Source organism: Oryzibacillus soli (genome assembly GCF_051594765.1).
Classification (GTDB): Bacteria; Bacillota; Bacilli; order Paenibacillales; family NBRC-103111; genus Paenibacillus_AR.
Genome location: NZ_JBPPGJ010000002.1, coordinates 292,994 through 308,205, shown reverse-complemented (window position 1 = coordinate 308,205; position 15,212 = coordinate 292,994). Strand labels below are relative to the sequence as shown.

General features: G+C 45.0%; 14 protein-coding genes and 1 pseudogene. All 15 read left to right on the top strand.

Annotated elements, in window-relative coordinates; genetic code table 11:
- Nucleotide 1: 1 nt before the first annotated feature.
- The 15 genes and pseudogenes from ACSEXW_RS03335 to ACSEXW_RS03265 all read left to right on the top strand — a co-directional run bounded on the left by ACSEXW_RS03335 (nt 2) and on the right by ACSEXW_RS03265 (nt 15,162).
- A complete protein-coding gene (locus ACSEXW_RS03335; RefSeq protein ID WP_438444673.1) occupies nt 2-1,264 on the top strand; it encodes a hypothetical protein in 1,263 nt (420 codons plus the stop codon).
- 49 nt (nt 1,265-1,313) lie between these two features.
- The gene (locus tag ACSEXW_RS03330; protein WP_438444672.1) at nt 1,314-2,396 is read left to right on the top strand and encodes a glycosyltransferase; all 1,083 of its coding nucleotides are present in this window, start codon (nt 1,314-1,316) and stop codon (nt 2,394-2,396) included.
- Between the two features lie 15 nt (nt 2,397-2,411).
- Complete coding sequence (gene asnB / locus ACSEXW_RS03325; protein WP_438444671.1) at nt 2,412-4,361, top strand: asparagine synthase (glutamine-hydrolyzing); 1,950 nt, start codon at nt 2,412-2,414, stop codon at nt 4,359-4,361.
- Nucleotides 4,362-4,373: 12 nt separating this feature from the next.
- Complete coding sequence (locus ACSEXW_RS03320) at nt 4,374-5,396, top strand: NAD-dependent epimerase (protein WP_438444670.1); 1,023 nt, start codon at nt 4,374-4,376, stop codon at nt 5,394-5,396.
- An 11-nt stretch (nt 5,397-5,407) separates the two neighbouring features.
- Nucleotides 5,408-6,685, top strand: coding sequence for a nucleotide sugar dehydrogenase (locus tag ACSEXW_RS03315; protein WP_438444669.1), 1,278 nt, complete (start codon nt 5,408-5,410; stop codon nt 6,683-6,685).
- On the top strand, nt 6,685-7,833 hold the full coding sequence (locus tag ACSEXW_RS03310) for a glycosyltransferase family 4 protein (protein ID WP_438444668.1): 1,149 nt from the start codon (nt 6,685-6,687) through the stop codon (nt 7,831-7,833). Before ACSEXW_RS03315 ends, ACSEXW_RS03310 begins: the two co-directional genes overlap by 1 nt.
- Nucleotides 7,834-7,843: 10 nt before the next feature.
- Nucleotides 7,844-8,428 (top strand): annotated as a pseudogene (locus ACSEXW_RS03305) (sugar transferase); the annotation flags it as partial.
- Nucleotides 8,408-9,082 (top strand): acetyltransferase, encoded by a 675-nt coding sequence (locus ACSEXW_RS03300; RefSeq protein WP_438444838.1) that lies wholly within the window; start codon nt 8,408-8,410, stop codon nt 9,080-9,082. The pseudogene ACSEXW_RS03305 and the gene ACSEXW_RS03300, both read left to right, overlap by 21 nt.
- A 22-nt stretch (nt 9,083-9,104) precedes the next feature.
- The gene (locus tag ACSEXW_RS03295; RefSeq protein ID WP_438444667.1) at nt 9,105-10,247 is read left to right on the top strand and encodes a DegT/DnrJ/EryC1/StrS family aminotransferase; all 1,143 of its coding nucleotides are present in this window, start codon (nt 9,105-9,107) and stop codon (nt 10,245-10,247) included.
- Nucleotides 10,248-10,736: 489 nt separating this feature from the next.
- Nucleotides 10,737-11,096: a hypothetical protein gene (locus tag ACSEXW_RS03290; protein ID WP_438444666.1), complete on the top strand. Its 360-nt coding sequence runs from the start codon at nt 10,737-10,739 to the stop codon at nt 11,094-11,096.
- Between the two features lie 153 nt (nt 11,097-11,249).
- Nucleotides 11,250-11,633, top strand: a complete 384-nt coding sequence (locus tag ACSEXW_RS03285) for an O-methyltransferase (RefSeq protein ID WP_438444665.1) — start codon at nt 11,250-11,252, stop codon at nt 11,631-11,633.
- A 201-nt stretch (nt 11,634-11,834) separates the two neighbouring features.
- Nucleotides 11,835-12,935 carry a DUF4367 domain-containing protein gene (locus ACSEXW_RS03280; protein ID WP_438444664.1) on the top strand — a complete coding sequence of 367 codons (1,101 nt, stop codon included), beginning with the start codon at nt 11,835-11,837 and terminating at the stop codon, nt 12,933-12,935.
- Nucleotides 12,936-13,090: 155 nt separating this feature from the next.
- On the top strand, nt 13,091-14,275 hold the full coding sequence (gene alr / locus ACSEXW_RS03275) for an alanine racemase (RefSeq protein ID WP_438444663.1): 1,185 nt from the start codon (nt 13,091-13,093) through the stop codon (nt 14,273-14,275).
- A gap of 254 nt (nt 14,276-14,529) precedes the next feature.
- Nucleotides 14,530-14,808 carry a CopG family ribbon-helix-helix protein gene (locus ACSEXW_RS03270; RefSeq protein ID WP_438444662.1) on the top strand — a complete coding sequence of 93 codons (279 nt, stop codon included), beginning with the start codon at nt 14,530-14,532 and terminating at the stop codon, nt 14,806-14,808.
- Between the two features lie 3 nt (nt 14,809-14,811).
- Nucleotides 14,812-15,162: a type II toxin-antitoxin system PemK/MazF family toxin gene (locus ACSEXW_RS03265; protein ID WP_438444661.1), complete on the top strand. Its 351-nt coding sequence runs from the start codon at nt 14,812-14,814 to the stop codon at nt 15,160-15,162.
- Nucleotides 15,163-15,212: the final 50 nt, after the last annotated feature.

The following is a 15,212-nucleotide window of genomic DNA, read 5'->3' as shown; positions in this document are numbered from 1 at the left end:
CATGATATGGTTTTATTATTTAACGGTCATTGTAACATTAGGATATTTTTTATTTGCGAAGAGAAGATTCGATTTGTTCTCTATCGCTTCTTTTTCATCAATCGTATATTTTCTTCCAGGCTTGTTCGGTTATGTGATGTATCCGTTAAGCACTGCGGTTGATGAAGAAGTGAAGTTTGATGTCGTTCCGATTAATGATAAGACTTATATTGTTTTTATTATGGTTTTGTTAATCACACTGATATTTGCAATGTTACAAGACTATTTTTGGACAGTAAATCATCCGAAAATAACCGTCCCCGTTAATAGTATGGAATTTTTTGGCCGAGCTATCTTTCTATTATTGGTTGGGAGCTTTATTCTTAGTCTACTTACAACCAATATTCATTTTTTCAACTCTGATAAAACAGAAGTAATGAAATATTTAAACCGTTTTTATACCTTATGGACTTCCTTGGCGATCGTATACGCTACGACTTCTTTCCTTAACAAGCACTGGAAGGGAGTCGTGATTTCCATGGTTCTGTTATTATTTGATGTATTTGTCGGATTCAGAACCTCTTTTTCTATCGCAGTAATCGCTTTGTTTTTATTATGGCTTCATAGTAAAGGGAAGCAAAGACTCCTAATAAATAACTTGCCACTAGTAATAATTGGGGCAGGTTGTGCAGGATTTATCTTTTTATATAAGAATCTTATGGTCTTAATGAAACTTGGGCGATGGAATGATGTTATTCAATCGATTTTTTCAACGGATATCTATGTGAAATCAATCGTAAGATCAGAGCCGTTTGTTACTCAGGCGATCCTTAACCGAGTCATAGAGAATCATTTTTTTACTGGTTTGGGCCATTTCAAATATGTAGCTTACCAATTTATTGTCTTCTCACCGAGCTTAGGAGTGCAGAGCAAATCATTCAATGATCTATTTCAACCGGTTTTGTTTCCGGACCTCTCTTTTGGTATGGCCAATAATATTTGGGCTGAAATGTATAGCAGCGGTGGTTGGCTTCTGGTAATACTATTTTCTTTAGTTTTCTGTATGTTGATTTCTGTAGCATGTCATTTCATGAAACATCAGAATCATCATGTCGTTTCATTTACTACGGTAATTGCTGTTTATTGGGCATTCTACATTCATCGAAATGATCTTCTATACCAGATTAATATCGAAAAAAACATTGTTATGTTCTTGGCAGTTGTATATATCTTGAGTGTCATTCTTCGATGGTGGGAGAGAGGGAAAACACGAAGTGGCTCATAAAAAGAAGATTGTACATTTAATCACAAACTTAAACACGGGTGGAGCGGAAATGATGCTCTATAAGCTCTTGCCAAAACTTAACACGGAATTCGAGTGTGTAGTGATTACGATGATTAGTGGAGGCCCCGTAAAAGATAAAATAGAAGCACTAGGTATTGAAGTCCAAGAATTAGGCATGAGTCGGAGTATTCGCTCCATCACTTCCGTACTGAAATTGATTCGGCTATTGAATAAGATTGAGCCTGATCTAATCCAAGCATGGATGTATCATGCGAATGTACTGGCATCACTCATAGCTCCTTTTCTAAAAAAACGTGTAACCGTTGTTTGGAATGTGAGAGGCTCCCATTATAGGCTCAAAGAAGAAAAGTGGACAACGGCTTTAACCGTCTGGTTGAGCGCGAAACTATCCCGCTATCCCAAAGCGATCATTAATAACTCTAATGATAGTGCCAAAATGCACACTGAGTTTTTGAAGTATCCTAACGAAAAAACACGTTTGATCCCTAATGGGTTTTACACGGACCGTTTCATACCTTCCGATGCGGCACGTAAACAGATTCGGGTTGAACTAGGTGTAACTGAAGACGCTGTCTTGATCGGTCTGATCAGCAGGTACGATGTTGTAAAGGACCATGCTAATTTTTTTGCAGCGGCTGAACGGTTAAAGCGACATCCCGCCGCGGGAAAAATATATTTTCTGTTCGCAGGCAGAGGGATGGATCATGATAATCAGATTGTGAGTTCTCTCGTTGAAAAACATGGCTTGAAGGACTCCGTATTTTTATTAGGTGAGAGAGAAGATATGGAGAAGGTGATTGCAAGTTTATCGATCAGCTGCAATTCCTCCTACAAAGAGAATTTTCCAAACGTAATCGGGGAATCCATGTCTTGTGGTATCCCTTGTGTTGTGACGAATGTTGGTGATTCTGCTTGGATCGTAGGTGATACAGGTCTTGTAGTGCCTCCAAAAGATTCAGAGCAACTTGCGTCTGCTTTGACCCAATTAGTGCTTATGGAAGAAACAGCACGTTCAAACCTGGGAAGAAGAGCCAGGGATAGAATTGTTGAGCACTATTCAATGGATGGTGTCGGAAGGATGTATCGTAATTTGTACAACGAGCTGTTGTAATGAAAGGAGCTTCTTATGTGTGGAATCGTAGGTTTTCTGAACAAGAATTATAGCCACTCGGATAATCTGGCTTCGGTACTAAGAACGATGTCGGCTTCTATCGCTCACCGAGGACCAGATAGTTTTGGAGAATGGTTCAGTCCTGAACATGGACTTGCGTTAGGCCATCAAAGACTAGCTATACTTGATTTATCGCCAGAGGGACACCAACCGATGCATTCACACTCCAACCGGTATGTGATCGTTTTTAATGGGGAGATCTATAACTTTCAAGAGCTTCGGGATGAATTGCATGCTAAAGGCTACACATTCAAAGGCCATTCCGATACGGAAGTGATGTTAGCTGCTGTAGATGAATGGGGCTTGGAAAAAGCCGTTCGTAAATTTGTGGGAATGTTTGCTTTCGCCTTATGGGATCAAGCTCAGATGACTCTTTCACTTGTTCGGGACCGTGTAGGGGAAAAGCCATTGTACTACGGGGTTGAAAACGGGACTTTCATCTTTGCCTCCGAATTAAAACCCTTTTTGAAGAATCCAAGCTTTACCGGTGAAATCAATAGGAATTCACTCCCGCTATACTTACGCTACAATTATATCCCTGCTCCATATACCATATATCAAAACGTCAAAAAATTAATGCCGGGGACCATATTGACTCTTAAGCTCCATTCGGATTGGACCCATATTCCCGATCCGGTGCCGTATTGGTCCGCTATGGAAGCTGCATTGAACGGGGTATCTAGCCGGTTCACACTTTCGGAGGAAGAAATAATTGAAGAACTCGATACAATGCTCAAAGGCATCATCAGTAAACAGATGATTGCTGATGTACCGTTAGGGGCTTTCCTATCAGGGGGAATCGACTCCACGACAGTCGTCTCACTTATGCAAGCGATAAGCAGTAAGCCGGTTAAAACCTTCACCATCGGATTTCATGAACAAGGTTATAACGAAGCTGTCCACGCTAAGATGGTGGCAAAGCATCTGCAGACGGATCATACCGAAGTATATGTAACTCCCAAAGAATCAATGGATGTAATCCCTATGCTGCCTCGTCTATATGACGAGCCCTTTGCAGATTCTTCACAAATCCCGACATATTTGGTCTCAAAATTGGCAAGGGAACATGTTACAGTTAGCTTATCGGGCGATGCTGGTGATGAATTGTTCGGTGGATACAATCGTTACGCATGGGGGGAGAATATCTGGAATCGGATCGGTAAATTTCCGAGACCTGTCCGCAGGCTTGGATCAAGTGTATTAACTAGCTTGTCAGCCCAAACATGGGACACCATCTATAAGTGTTTCATGCCAGTTCTCCCCTCTAAGTATCAAGTGAGGCTTCCGGGGGACAAACTTCACAAATTGGCTCATGTTATCGGAGTGCGATCACCAGAGGAGTTATATTATAATCTTGTATCAAGTTGGAAAGACCCTACTTCTGTTGTTTTGCAGTCTCTTGAGCCAAGTAATGTGTTGAAGGATGCTAATTCACGGTTAACTATGGAGTCGTTTTCCGAAAAGATGATGTATCTAGACATGGTCAGCTATCTACCAGACGATATTCTTGTGAAAGTGGACCGGGCTAGTATGGGAGTTAGCCTTGAATCCAGAGTTCCGTTCTTAGACCACAGACTTATTGAATATGCTTGGAAGATTCCGCTCCATATGAAGATCCGGAACGGACAAGGAAAGTGGATTTTAAGACAGGTATTGTATAAGTATGTACCGCGAGAACTAGTTGAACGACCCAAGATGGGGTTTGGCGTTCCGATTGATCTATGGCTCCGTGGACCCCTGAAAGAATGGGCAGAAGAACTTCTTAGTAAGGGTCGTTTAAAAAGCCAGGGCTATTTCAATGAAAATGAAATTCATATGAAGTGGGAAGAACATAAAACAGGAAAAAGAAATTGGCAACATTATCTTTGGAGTATACTCATGTTCCAAGCTTGGTTGGAAAAGTAGAGGAGTGACAAAATGAAAAAAAAGAGCATATTAGTTACGGGTGCCGCGGGATTTATTGGATTTCACTTGTCGAAAAGGTTGATTGCAGAAGGGCACGAGGTTGTTGGGATTGATAATATTAATGATTATTACGATCCCAAGCTTAAGCTATCCAGATTGGATATTTTGAAGCAGCAGAGCTCCTTTACTTTTATCCAATGTTCTTTAGAAGACCGAAATGAAATAGAAAGAATTTTCAAGGAGTATTCCTTTTCTACAGTAATCAATCTTGCTGCCCAAGCGGGGGTGAGATATAGCCTTACCAATCCGTATGCATACATTGACTCTAATATCGTGGGATTTATCAATGTGCTTGAAGCCTGCAGGCACAACAATATCGAGCATCTAATCTATGCTTCGTCAAGCTCGGTTTATGGTGCCAACACATCTATGCCGTTTTCCATACATCAAAACGTAGACCATCCACTGAGCCTTTATGCTGCTACAAAAAAGTCAAATGAACTTATGGCACATACTTATAGCCATTTATACGGATTACCGACGACAGGGCTTCGATTCTTTACCGTTTATGGCCCTTGGGGACGACCGGATATGGCGTTGTTCCTCTTTACCAATGCGATAATCAAGGGTGAACCAATCAAAGTATTTAATAACGGCAAGATGAGACGGGACTTCACTTATGTCGATGATATAGTTGAGGGAATTTACCGTTTAACACAGAATCCGGCGAAACCGAATCCACAATGGACCGGTGAAGTTCCGGATCCGGGAACAAGCAATGCTCCGTATCGAATTTACAATATTGGAAATAATAATCCAGTTGAGCTGATGGATTTCATTCAAGCTATCGAGAATGAGCTGGGGATAGAAGCCATTAAGGAATTCCTGCCGCTTCAAGATGGGGATGTTCCATCCACTTACGCTGATGTCAACGATCTTATGGCGGATGTGGGCTTCAAACCGCAGACCCGAATCAGTGATGGAATTAAGCATTTCATTCATTGGTATAAAGAATACTATAACGTTACCATCTAAGGGGTATGAAAATGAACAGAACAATTGGAATCGTAGGCTTGGGTTATGTCGGGCTACCTGTTGCTGTAGCCTTCGGACAAAGGCAGAGGGTACTTGGTTTTGATACTAATCCTCGTCGAATTGATACCTTGATGAAGTTTGAAGATTACACTGGAGAAGTTACATCTGATGAATTGAAAAGCTCGCAGATTGACTTTACCAGTGACGCCAGCCGGTTGTCGGAGTGTAATTTTATCATAGTCGCGGTTCCTACACCTATAGATCAGGCTAAGAAACCCGATTTGGTTCCGTTGGTCAAAGCTTCTGAAACTGTGGGTAGGAATATGAAGAAGGGTGCTATCGTCGTATATGAATCCACGGTTTATCCTGGAACGACGGAAGAAATCTGCGTACCCGTACTCGAGAAGTACTCTGGCCTGAAATGTGGAGAAGATTTCTTTGTAGGTTACTCCCCGGAAAGAATCAATCCAGGCGATAAGGAACATACCTTTACAAAGATAAGGAAGGTCGTTTCCGGACAGAATGAAGACATTGCTAATATTGTTGCGGATGTATATGGATCTGTAATCGATGCGGGTGTTTATCGCGCGCCGTCTATTAAAGTGGCTGAAGCAGCAAAAGTTATCGAGAATACTCAAAGAGACATAAACATTGCTTTTATGAATGAATTAGCCATCATTTTCAACCTGTTGGATATTGATACCAAAGAAGTTCTAGCTGCAGCCGGCACAAAGTGGAACTTCCTGAACTTTACTCCTGGATTGGTAGGGGGCCATTGCATAGGTGTTGATCCGTATTACCTGACTTATAAAGCGGAGAGTATCGGTTATCATCCTGAGGTAATCTTGGCTGGAAGAAAAATAAATGACGGTATGGGCATATTCGTAGCGACATCAATCATAAAAAAAATGATTGCCGCGGGGTACAATCTGCAGAATTCCATCGTTACTGTACTGGGAATTACATTTAAAGAAAACGTACCTGATATTCGTAATTCTAAAATCGTGGACATTATTAATGAACTCAAGGATTTTGGAGTTAAGCTTCAGGTTACTGATTGCCTGGCTGATCATGCAGAGACCGAGGAAGAGTACGGCATTCAGTTGGTACCCTTTGAAGCTTTAGAGAAATCCGATTGTATTCTGTTGGCTGTTCCTCATAAACAATACGTAGAACTCGGTTGGGACGGCATGCAAAAGCTCCTTAAGAATGAGACGGGGGTCGTCGGTGATATTAAGAGCATTTTAGGCAAAGAGCCTCCTAATAACATCACACTCTGGAGATTATAATGGCTAAGATTTTGCATGTATGTGCAATTGATTTATCTGTTGAAGCGTTACTAAAACCCCTAATTGATAAGTCCATGGGAGCAGGTTATATTGTCCATAATGCTTGCTCCCAGCAGGGACGCTTTGATCGACTTCAAGAACAAGGGTTAACCATGATTGATATTCCAATTGCAAGGCAGATCCATCCTATAAAAAATATAAAATCCATATACCTTCTATATCGGCTAATGCGCAAGGAAAAGTACGATATTGTACACGTTCATACACCTGTAGCAGCTATTCTCGGAAGAATAGCTGCTAAATTTGCTGGTACTAAAAATATAGTTTATACCGCTCACGGCTTTTATTTCCATGAAGACATGCCCAGATGGAAGTATTCCATCTATTTTTTAATCGAATGGTTTTTTGCTAGATTTTTTACAGATGTTTTGCTTGTTCAAAGTAAAGAGGACTTTAATTTATGCTTGAGAACCAAATTTAAACAGCCGGAGCAAATAATGCATCTTAGCAATGGCGTAGATGTTAATGAGAAATTTACTCCACATATCATTGATGAGGTTAAAGCGAGGAATCTACGGTCCAGTCTGAAAATTGAATCGGATGATATCGTGTTTGCTTTTATCGGAAGATTTGTGAAAGAAAAAGGAATATGCGAGTTAATTGACGCATTTGAGCTTCTTCAAAAGGAATTTAATCACGTCAAGTTACTCTTGATCGGTGAATTGCCAAAGAGTGAACGGAACCATGAGCTTCATCAATTGGCGGATACCTTAAAGGGCAACTCTAATATTATCGTAACAGGTTACAGAAAGGATGTTGCAGAGCTCTTAAGGATCTCGGATGTATTTGTTTTGCCCTCTTACAGAGAGGGATTGCCAAGATCCATAATTGAAGCGATGGCCATGGAAAAACCTGTAATCGCCACGAATATCAGAGGGTGCCGCGAAGAAGTCATTAATGGGCATAACGGGTATCTGGTGAAAAAAGGAGATCCTAAGGATCTATATCGACGCATGCGAGACCTGGTCATTCATCCGAAGGACAGACATGACTTCGGTAAGGCAGGGAGAGAAATTGCATTGGAGCTATTTAATGAAAATAAAGTAATTGAGAAGCAACTGCAGTTGTACAAAAATCTATACAAGTAGGTGTTCTTCAGTGAAACGCCTGATTGACCTTATGGGGAGTTTGTTTTTATTACTCCTGTTGTCTCCCGTGTTCGTAGCGGTTGCCATTATCATAAAAGTGTTTATTGGATCACCTGTTTTATTCATTCAGGAAAGGCCTGGCTATCGTGGTAAACCATTTCATATATATAAATTCCGCACAATGACGGACCAGAGAGATTCAGAAGGAAATCTTCTTCCCGATGCAGTCAGGTTGACCAGAGTCGGAAAAATCATTCGAAAACTTAGCTTGGATGAGTTGCCCCAGTTACTAAATGTAATTAAAGGTGATTTAAGTTTCGTGGGTCCAAGGCCCTTATTAATGTCTTACTTGGACAGATATGATGAAACGCAAATGCGAAGACATGATGTGAAACCCGGAATTACCGGATGGGCCCAAGTAAATGGGCGGAATACGGTGTCGTGGGAAAAAAGATTCGAGTTGGATGTCTGGTATGTTGAGAATCACTCGTTATGGTTAGATTTCAAGATCGTTCTGCTTACCTTCATCAAGGTACTCAAATCAGAAGGAGTAAACCAAAACGGGCATGTGACGATGGAGGAATTTGTAGGTAACCAACCCGCAAAAATTGCTATTATTGGTGCAGGTGGACAAGGCAGAGAAGTACTACAGCTCATCCTCGACATTAACCGCAACAATAAAAGACCTGTCTGGTCCGTTATAGGATTTTATGACGATAATGTTGCATTACACGGTCAGTTAATTCACGGCTATCGTGTCAACGGCGGAACAGATTCAATTCCATCGGATATTTGTGTCATTATTGCTATAGGAAACTCCGTTGTTCGGAAACGGATCTCTGAGAAAGTTAATAACATAGTACCGGGAGTACACTATGTCAGTCTCATCCATCCATCGGCCGTAATAGGTCAGACGGTTACAGTTGGGCAAGGAGTCATTATTGCGGCTAATTGTACTGTAATGTGTGATGTGAAAATTGGAGACCATTCTTTGATAAATTATAATTCGTCAATAGGTCATGACAGTATTTTGGAAGAGTTCAGCACTATTTTGCCCGGATGCAACATTTCGGGCAATGTTACAATCAAACGTTGTTCAGAAGTCGGAAGTGCAGCTTCAGTCATACCAGGTATTACGGTAGGAGAGGGGGCGAAAATTGGTGCGGGTGCAGCAGTCGTGAGAGATATACCAAGCTTTTGCACGGCTGTTGGTGTACCAGCCTCCCCCATAAAATTCCACAAAACATAACTATTTTTCTGGAGAGATGAAAATGAAACAGCCGAGGATTTATCTCTCGCCTCCACATATGGGGGGGGAGGAAGGAAGATATATCGAGGAAGCATTTCGTACCAACTGGATCGCTCCACTAGGTCCGCATGTCGATGCATTCGAAAAGGAAGTTGCACAGTATGTAGGAACATCTTCAGCATTGGCTCTGAGCTCGGGAACTGCGGCAATACACTTGGCTCTTAAGCTTTTAAAGGTTGGAGAAGGAGATACTGTATTTTGCTCCACTTTAACATTTGTTGCAAGTGCAAACCCGATTCTATACCAAAATGCGATCCCCGTTTTTATCGATTCGGATCCCGATACTTGGAATATGTCCCCCAGAGCCCTGGAACATGCTCTTTCTCAAGCAAAGGGAACGAAAAAAATGCCCAAGGCCGTTATTATTGTAAATCTATACGGTCAGAGTGCAGACATGGATGCTCTGCTTGAAATCTGCGGACATTACAAAGTACCCGTCATTGAAGATGCGGCGGAGTCACTTGGAGCAGAATATAAAGGTAAAAAAAGCGGCAGCCTGGGATTGTATGGTATTTATTCCTTTAACGGAAACAAAATCATTACAACATCCGGTGGGGGCATGCTCGTTTCCAACGATGAAGAAGGGCTTGATAAAGCAAGGTTCTGGGCGACACAAGCACGGGATCAAGCAGTACATTACCAGCATAGTGAAATGGGATATAATTATCGGATGAGCAATGTACTGGCTGGTATCGGAAGGGCACAGTTGAAGACATTGGAGGACAAAGTCCAAGCAAGACGAAGGAATTATCAGATATATTATGATGAATTAGGTAAGCTGCCTGGGGTATCATTTATGCCAGAAGCATCATTCGGAAAAAGTACGCGATGGCTTACCGTATTAATGCTTGACCCCTCGAACACCTCCATTTCTCCAAGCACGGTCATTGAGGAATTAGCCAAAGATAACATTGAGTCGAGGCCAGTATGGAAGCCCCTGCATTTACAGCCGTTATTTCGAGATAACAGTTATTATATGCATTCGGATGAGAGTACTTCAGACATACTTTTTAATCAAGGCATATGTTTACCTTCCGGATCCAGTCTTACCATGAACGAGATGGACAGAATAATATCCACGATTTATCAATTATTTAGCAGATAATCGGTTTATCCCATAGCATACTGGAGCATACTGACTTCTAGTTAATAACGTCTTCTAAAGGGGCTGGAAGCGATGCTGGAGCAGGATGACTTGTATGGAGAGGAAACATACCGGGTAGGCCGAGGGATTGTTTTTGGGGCTGCTCTGGGGCTTCTGCTATGGGGTGTGATTATTGGCTGTGTCTATCTCTTGTTCTTCTGATGCAGATATGGTATATTTTAGGTAGTAAATAGTTGATGTCCATAAGTAACGTGCAGAAGCACTGCCGGGACCACGCGGCGGAAGCGATTAACGCTTTCCGCCGCGGAGGTCCCTTTTTGTTATGTAAAAAGTGGAATGAAGCGTCATGTAAGGAGGGAGGAAAGCGTTTATTATATATGGAAAATGTGTATATTGTGTGAATTCATAGGATTTTTTTGTGATATTCCCATTAATTTTGGTGTCTAACCTAACAAGAGGGTTTTTCTAGGGAAAAAGGAGAGGATCGGGTTGTTGAGATCAATGTCATTGCCGCTTCAGGTGGATATGCTTCTGCGTGATCTGCAGGAAGAGCTGTGCGGACTTACGTCGGGAACTGTATTTGTTCATATCATGAATGGGTGGGTTGTGAACTATGGGGTCCGGCACCGGTTGGAAAATCGGATTACTCCGAATCCGGACGGCAGTTATCCAATCGATTGCGTCTCTATCGTACAGGTCGGATTTTTTCGGGAGCTGGCCTCTGACCTTATAGGTCAAAAGGAGCAGTGGAACAGAGGTACAGTGTCGTACAAATTCCAGATGAAAAGCGGATGTCTGCAGGTCTCTGCCAGCTACAACAGCTTAGATGATGAATGTATTGTTGAATAGGCAAAATTCGACAAAATATATACAAGTTGTGTAAATTTTGAGAACTATGTAAAAATATGTTGTAAGAACTATAGTAATCATGCATAATAGGACTCAACTCACATACAAGGCACACGGATACATGGGACGGAATCACATTTTGGGAGGAAGCTGATGAATCTGGAAACAATGCCCTTAGTAAATCAGTTAGAGATGGTCATGCGCACTTTATCGAATGAACTGCGCTATTTGGACTCGGGTACCGTGTTTGTCCAAATTCGAAACGATGTGGTGGGGAAGTTCGGGGTAAAGCATGAGCCCATTGATATGAAGGTTGAAGGGACTCTTCCGAAGACCGAAGTGTACATGGATGATGAGAACCTGAAGTCATTCCGGCAGCTGGTTATCGGTTCGCTGGATCACAAGAAGAACTGGACCCACGGCGAAATATACTATGAGTTTTCCATGAAGAAGAATGCACTGCATGCAAACGTCCAGTTCGAGACGAATTATAATATGGCGAACTTGTTGGGTAAACCGAATTCGAACAAAGGATAAGCCGTAAGCAAGAAGCACTTATATCATACATATTATTCCAGGGAAGAGCGGCTTAGGCTGCTCTTTTTTTATTGGCGTGGCGTGCAGGATAAGAGGACGGAAGGTTTTTTGTGGCTTGTCATGCTAGTCTGCATAATGGTCCAAGTCCCCTCATAGGTATGTACTAAGTGTGATTACAAGGTGCAAAGGGGATGATGGTGGATGCGTCGTCGGATGTGGGGCTTCGCGGCATTGGTAATCTGTGTCGTACTGATGGTGGCTGGCTGCGGGGCCAAGGATGCAGGATCGGTTGTAAAAGGATTGGACAAGAAGGTCGGGAATTTAACTAGCTATTCCACGTCGGGAACCATGGTCTTGAACACGGGGATCGAGCCGCAGGAATACCAGGTGGAGGTCTGGTACCAGAAGCCGAATTACTACCGGATTGCGCTGTCGAGCGCGAAGAAGGACATCTCCCAGATCGTGCTCAAGAATGACGAAGGGGTCTTCGTGCTGACGCCCCATCTGAACAAGAGCTTCCGCTTCCAGAGTGATTGGCCGGAGAATCAAGGGCAGGTGTACCTGTTCCAGTCCCTGGTGCACAGCATCAGCAAGGACGATGCGCGGCAGTTTGCGAAGGAGGAGGATTCCTACGTCTTCGACGTACAAGCCAACTACTCCAATGCCTCGCTGGTTCGGCAGAAAATCTGGGTGAACCAAAAAACGTTCGCACCCCAGCATGTGGAGATTTACGACAAGAACAATACCGCGCTGGTTGTGATGAATTTCAATGACTTCAAGTTCGATGCGGAGTTCGAGAAGGATTCCTTCGATATGCAGCGCAATATGACCGGCGGAAAAATGGTGCTGCCGACACTGGGTCAAAGCGGCACCGGCAAGTCGGACAGCAAAGCGGGGGCATCCGGGGCAACCGGCAGCAAGCAGGGCGCCAACGGCAGTACCTCCGGCAGTACGGCAGCCTCTAAGGAACTGACAATTATTGAACCGTCTTACGTGCCGAAAGGCGTCAATAAACCCCAAATGAGCCAGACCAAGCAAGGGGATGCCCAAGCGGTTCTGCTGAAGTACACCGGCGCTTACAACTATACGCTGATGGAGTCTCAGCCGACGGACAAATCCGCATCCTTCCAGGACGGCAAGCTGCTGGATCTGGGATATGGATTCGGGGTGCTGACGGGAACGGACAAGAAAACGCTCGTATGGATGTACGAAGGTACGGAATTCCGCTTGTCTTCCGGTGACCTGCCGGTGGATGAGATGGTTAAGATTGCCGTCACCGTACAAGGACAATCGGCCAAATAAGTGCCTAAAGTTCATTGACACCGTCTCCGGCTCACGGTACCATTAAGGTTATCGGTTTCGAAGACACGGTCTCGAATCGGATGTGGGGTTACTGTGGCAGGGGGACGATACACCTGCTGCGGGGCCCCTATCGATTTCAAAGAGGGTGAGTGGCAGTGGATTCCTTTTATCGCCCGACATGGGTGGAGATTTCTCTGGATGCGCTTCGGCATAATCTGCGCGGGTTCCGGAAGTGTTTGCCGCAGGAGATGAATCTGTTGGCGGTCGTGAAGGCGGATGCTTACGGGCACGGGGCTGTTCAGGTCGCCAAGGTCTGCATCGCGGAGGGGGCGGCCTACCTGGCGGTGGCCTTCATGGATGAGGCGCTTGAGCTCAGGCGGGCGGGCATCACCGCTCCCATATTGGTTCTGGGATACACTCCGGCGGAGGCGGTGCCTCTGGCGGTTCAATATGATATTACGCTGAACGTCTATAGCTTGGATGTGCTGGAGGCCCTCGAAAAAAGAACCTCCGAAGAGCGTCCCGTCCGGATTCATATTAAAGTGGATACGGGCATGGGGCGGCTCGGGCTTCACCGGGAGGAGGAAGCCGTCGCTTTTATTCATAAGGCGCTGACGCTCCCGGGGGTGCAGGTCGAAGGACTGTTCACGCATTATGCTTGCGCTGATGAGACGGACAAAAGCTATACTCTGGAGCAGCACGGACGGTTCTCGAGGATCGTGGAGCACTTCCGCAGCCAAGGAATCGGGTTCCGGTACCTGCATTGCGGCAACACGGCCACGGGCATCGACAATCCGGAGCTGAGCTATAACATGGTGCGCCTCGGCATCGGCATGTACGGCCTCTATCCGTCCGAGGATGTGAAGCGGGAGCGGGTGGAGCTGAAGCCCGTCATGAGCCTGAAGACCAAGGTCGTCATGCTGAAGACGATGGAAGAGGGCGCAGCGGTCAGCTACGGGGCCTTGTACCATGCGGCGGCGGGAGAGAGGATCGCCACGCTGCCGGTCGGCTATGCGGACGGCTTCTCCCGCATGTTGACGGGGAAGGCGGAGGCGTTGGTCCGCGGGGTCAAGGTGCCGGTGGTCGGCCGAATCTGCATGGACCAGTGTATGGTCAGCGTCGATGCGGCGCCGGCTGCGGAGTTGGACGACGAGGTGGTTCTGTTCGGCGAACAGGACGGCGTGGTTTTGCCGGCGGAGGAGCTGGCGGCCAAGCTGGGGACCATCAATTACGAGATCGTCTGTATGATTTCACACCGGGTCCCGAGGGTCTATGTCGAAGGGGGCAGCGTCGTCAATACGGTAAACCCGCTGCAGCATCATTTTAATGAAGAGCGGTAATCGGATTGCTCCTTCGCACCGTCACCACACCTGTCTGGGAAAATGTACTATGGGAGTTTTGGCCGAAAAAGCAAAGGATTTTCCCTGCTTCTGCCGAAATAGGTAGTACAGGGTTTCCAGCCGGTTCGGTAGGGCAGAGTGGTTTATAACATACCTGATATACGCGGGGCATATATTAGGTTTTGTATAATTTTGCTTCTTATGAACCATACTGGGGAATATGGGCAGGGTTACGTTGTGGGGGTGCGAAGGAAGTGTCCAATGTCAATACGAAACGAATCATGATCAGTTTGCCGGATCAGCTGCTTCAAGAGGTGGATGGGATCGTCGAGCAGGAGAACTCGAACCGCAGCGAGTTGATCCGGCAGGCGATGAAGCTGTATCTGATGGAGCGGAAGAAGCGTCAACTCCGCGATTCCATGCAGCGCGGCTATATGGAAATGGCGAAGATCAATCTTCATATCGCTTCGGAGGCTTTTCATGCGGAAGAGGATGCGGATACGACGCTCAACCGCTTGGTTAGCGGGGTGTAACGGTTGATTGTAAAACGTGGCGATGTGTTTTTTGCGGATCTGTCACCCGTAGTCGGATCAGAGCAAGGAGGCGTCCGCCCCGTGCTGGTGATCCAGAACGATATCGGAAACCGTTTCAGCCCGACGGTGATCATTGCGGCCATAACGGCGCAAATTCAGAAGGCGAAGCTCCCCACTCATGTGGAGATCGACGCGGAATCCCACGGCTTCGACCGGGATTCGGTCATTCTTCTGGAGCAGATTCGGACCATCGACAAGCAGCGTTTAACGGATAAGATTACACATCTGGATGAAGAAACGATGCGCAAGGTGGACGATGCACTGCAGATCAGCGTCGGCCTAATCGAGTTCTAGCCCATGAGAGACGACGAAGCGAGGGAAGCGGCCCTCGTTTTTTTGTTGTG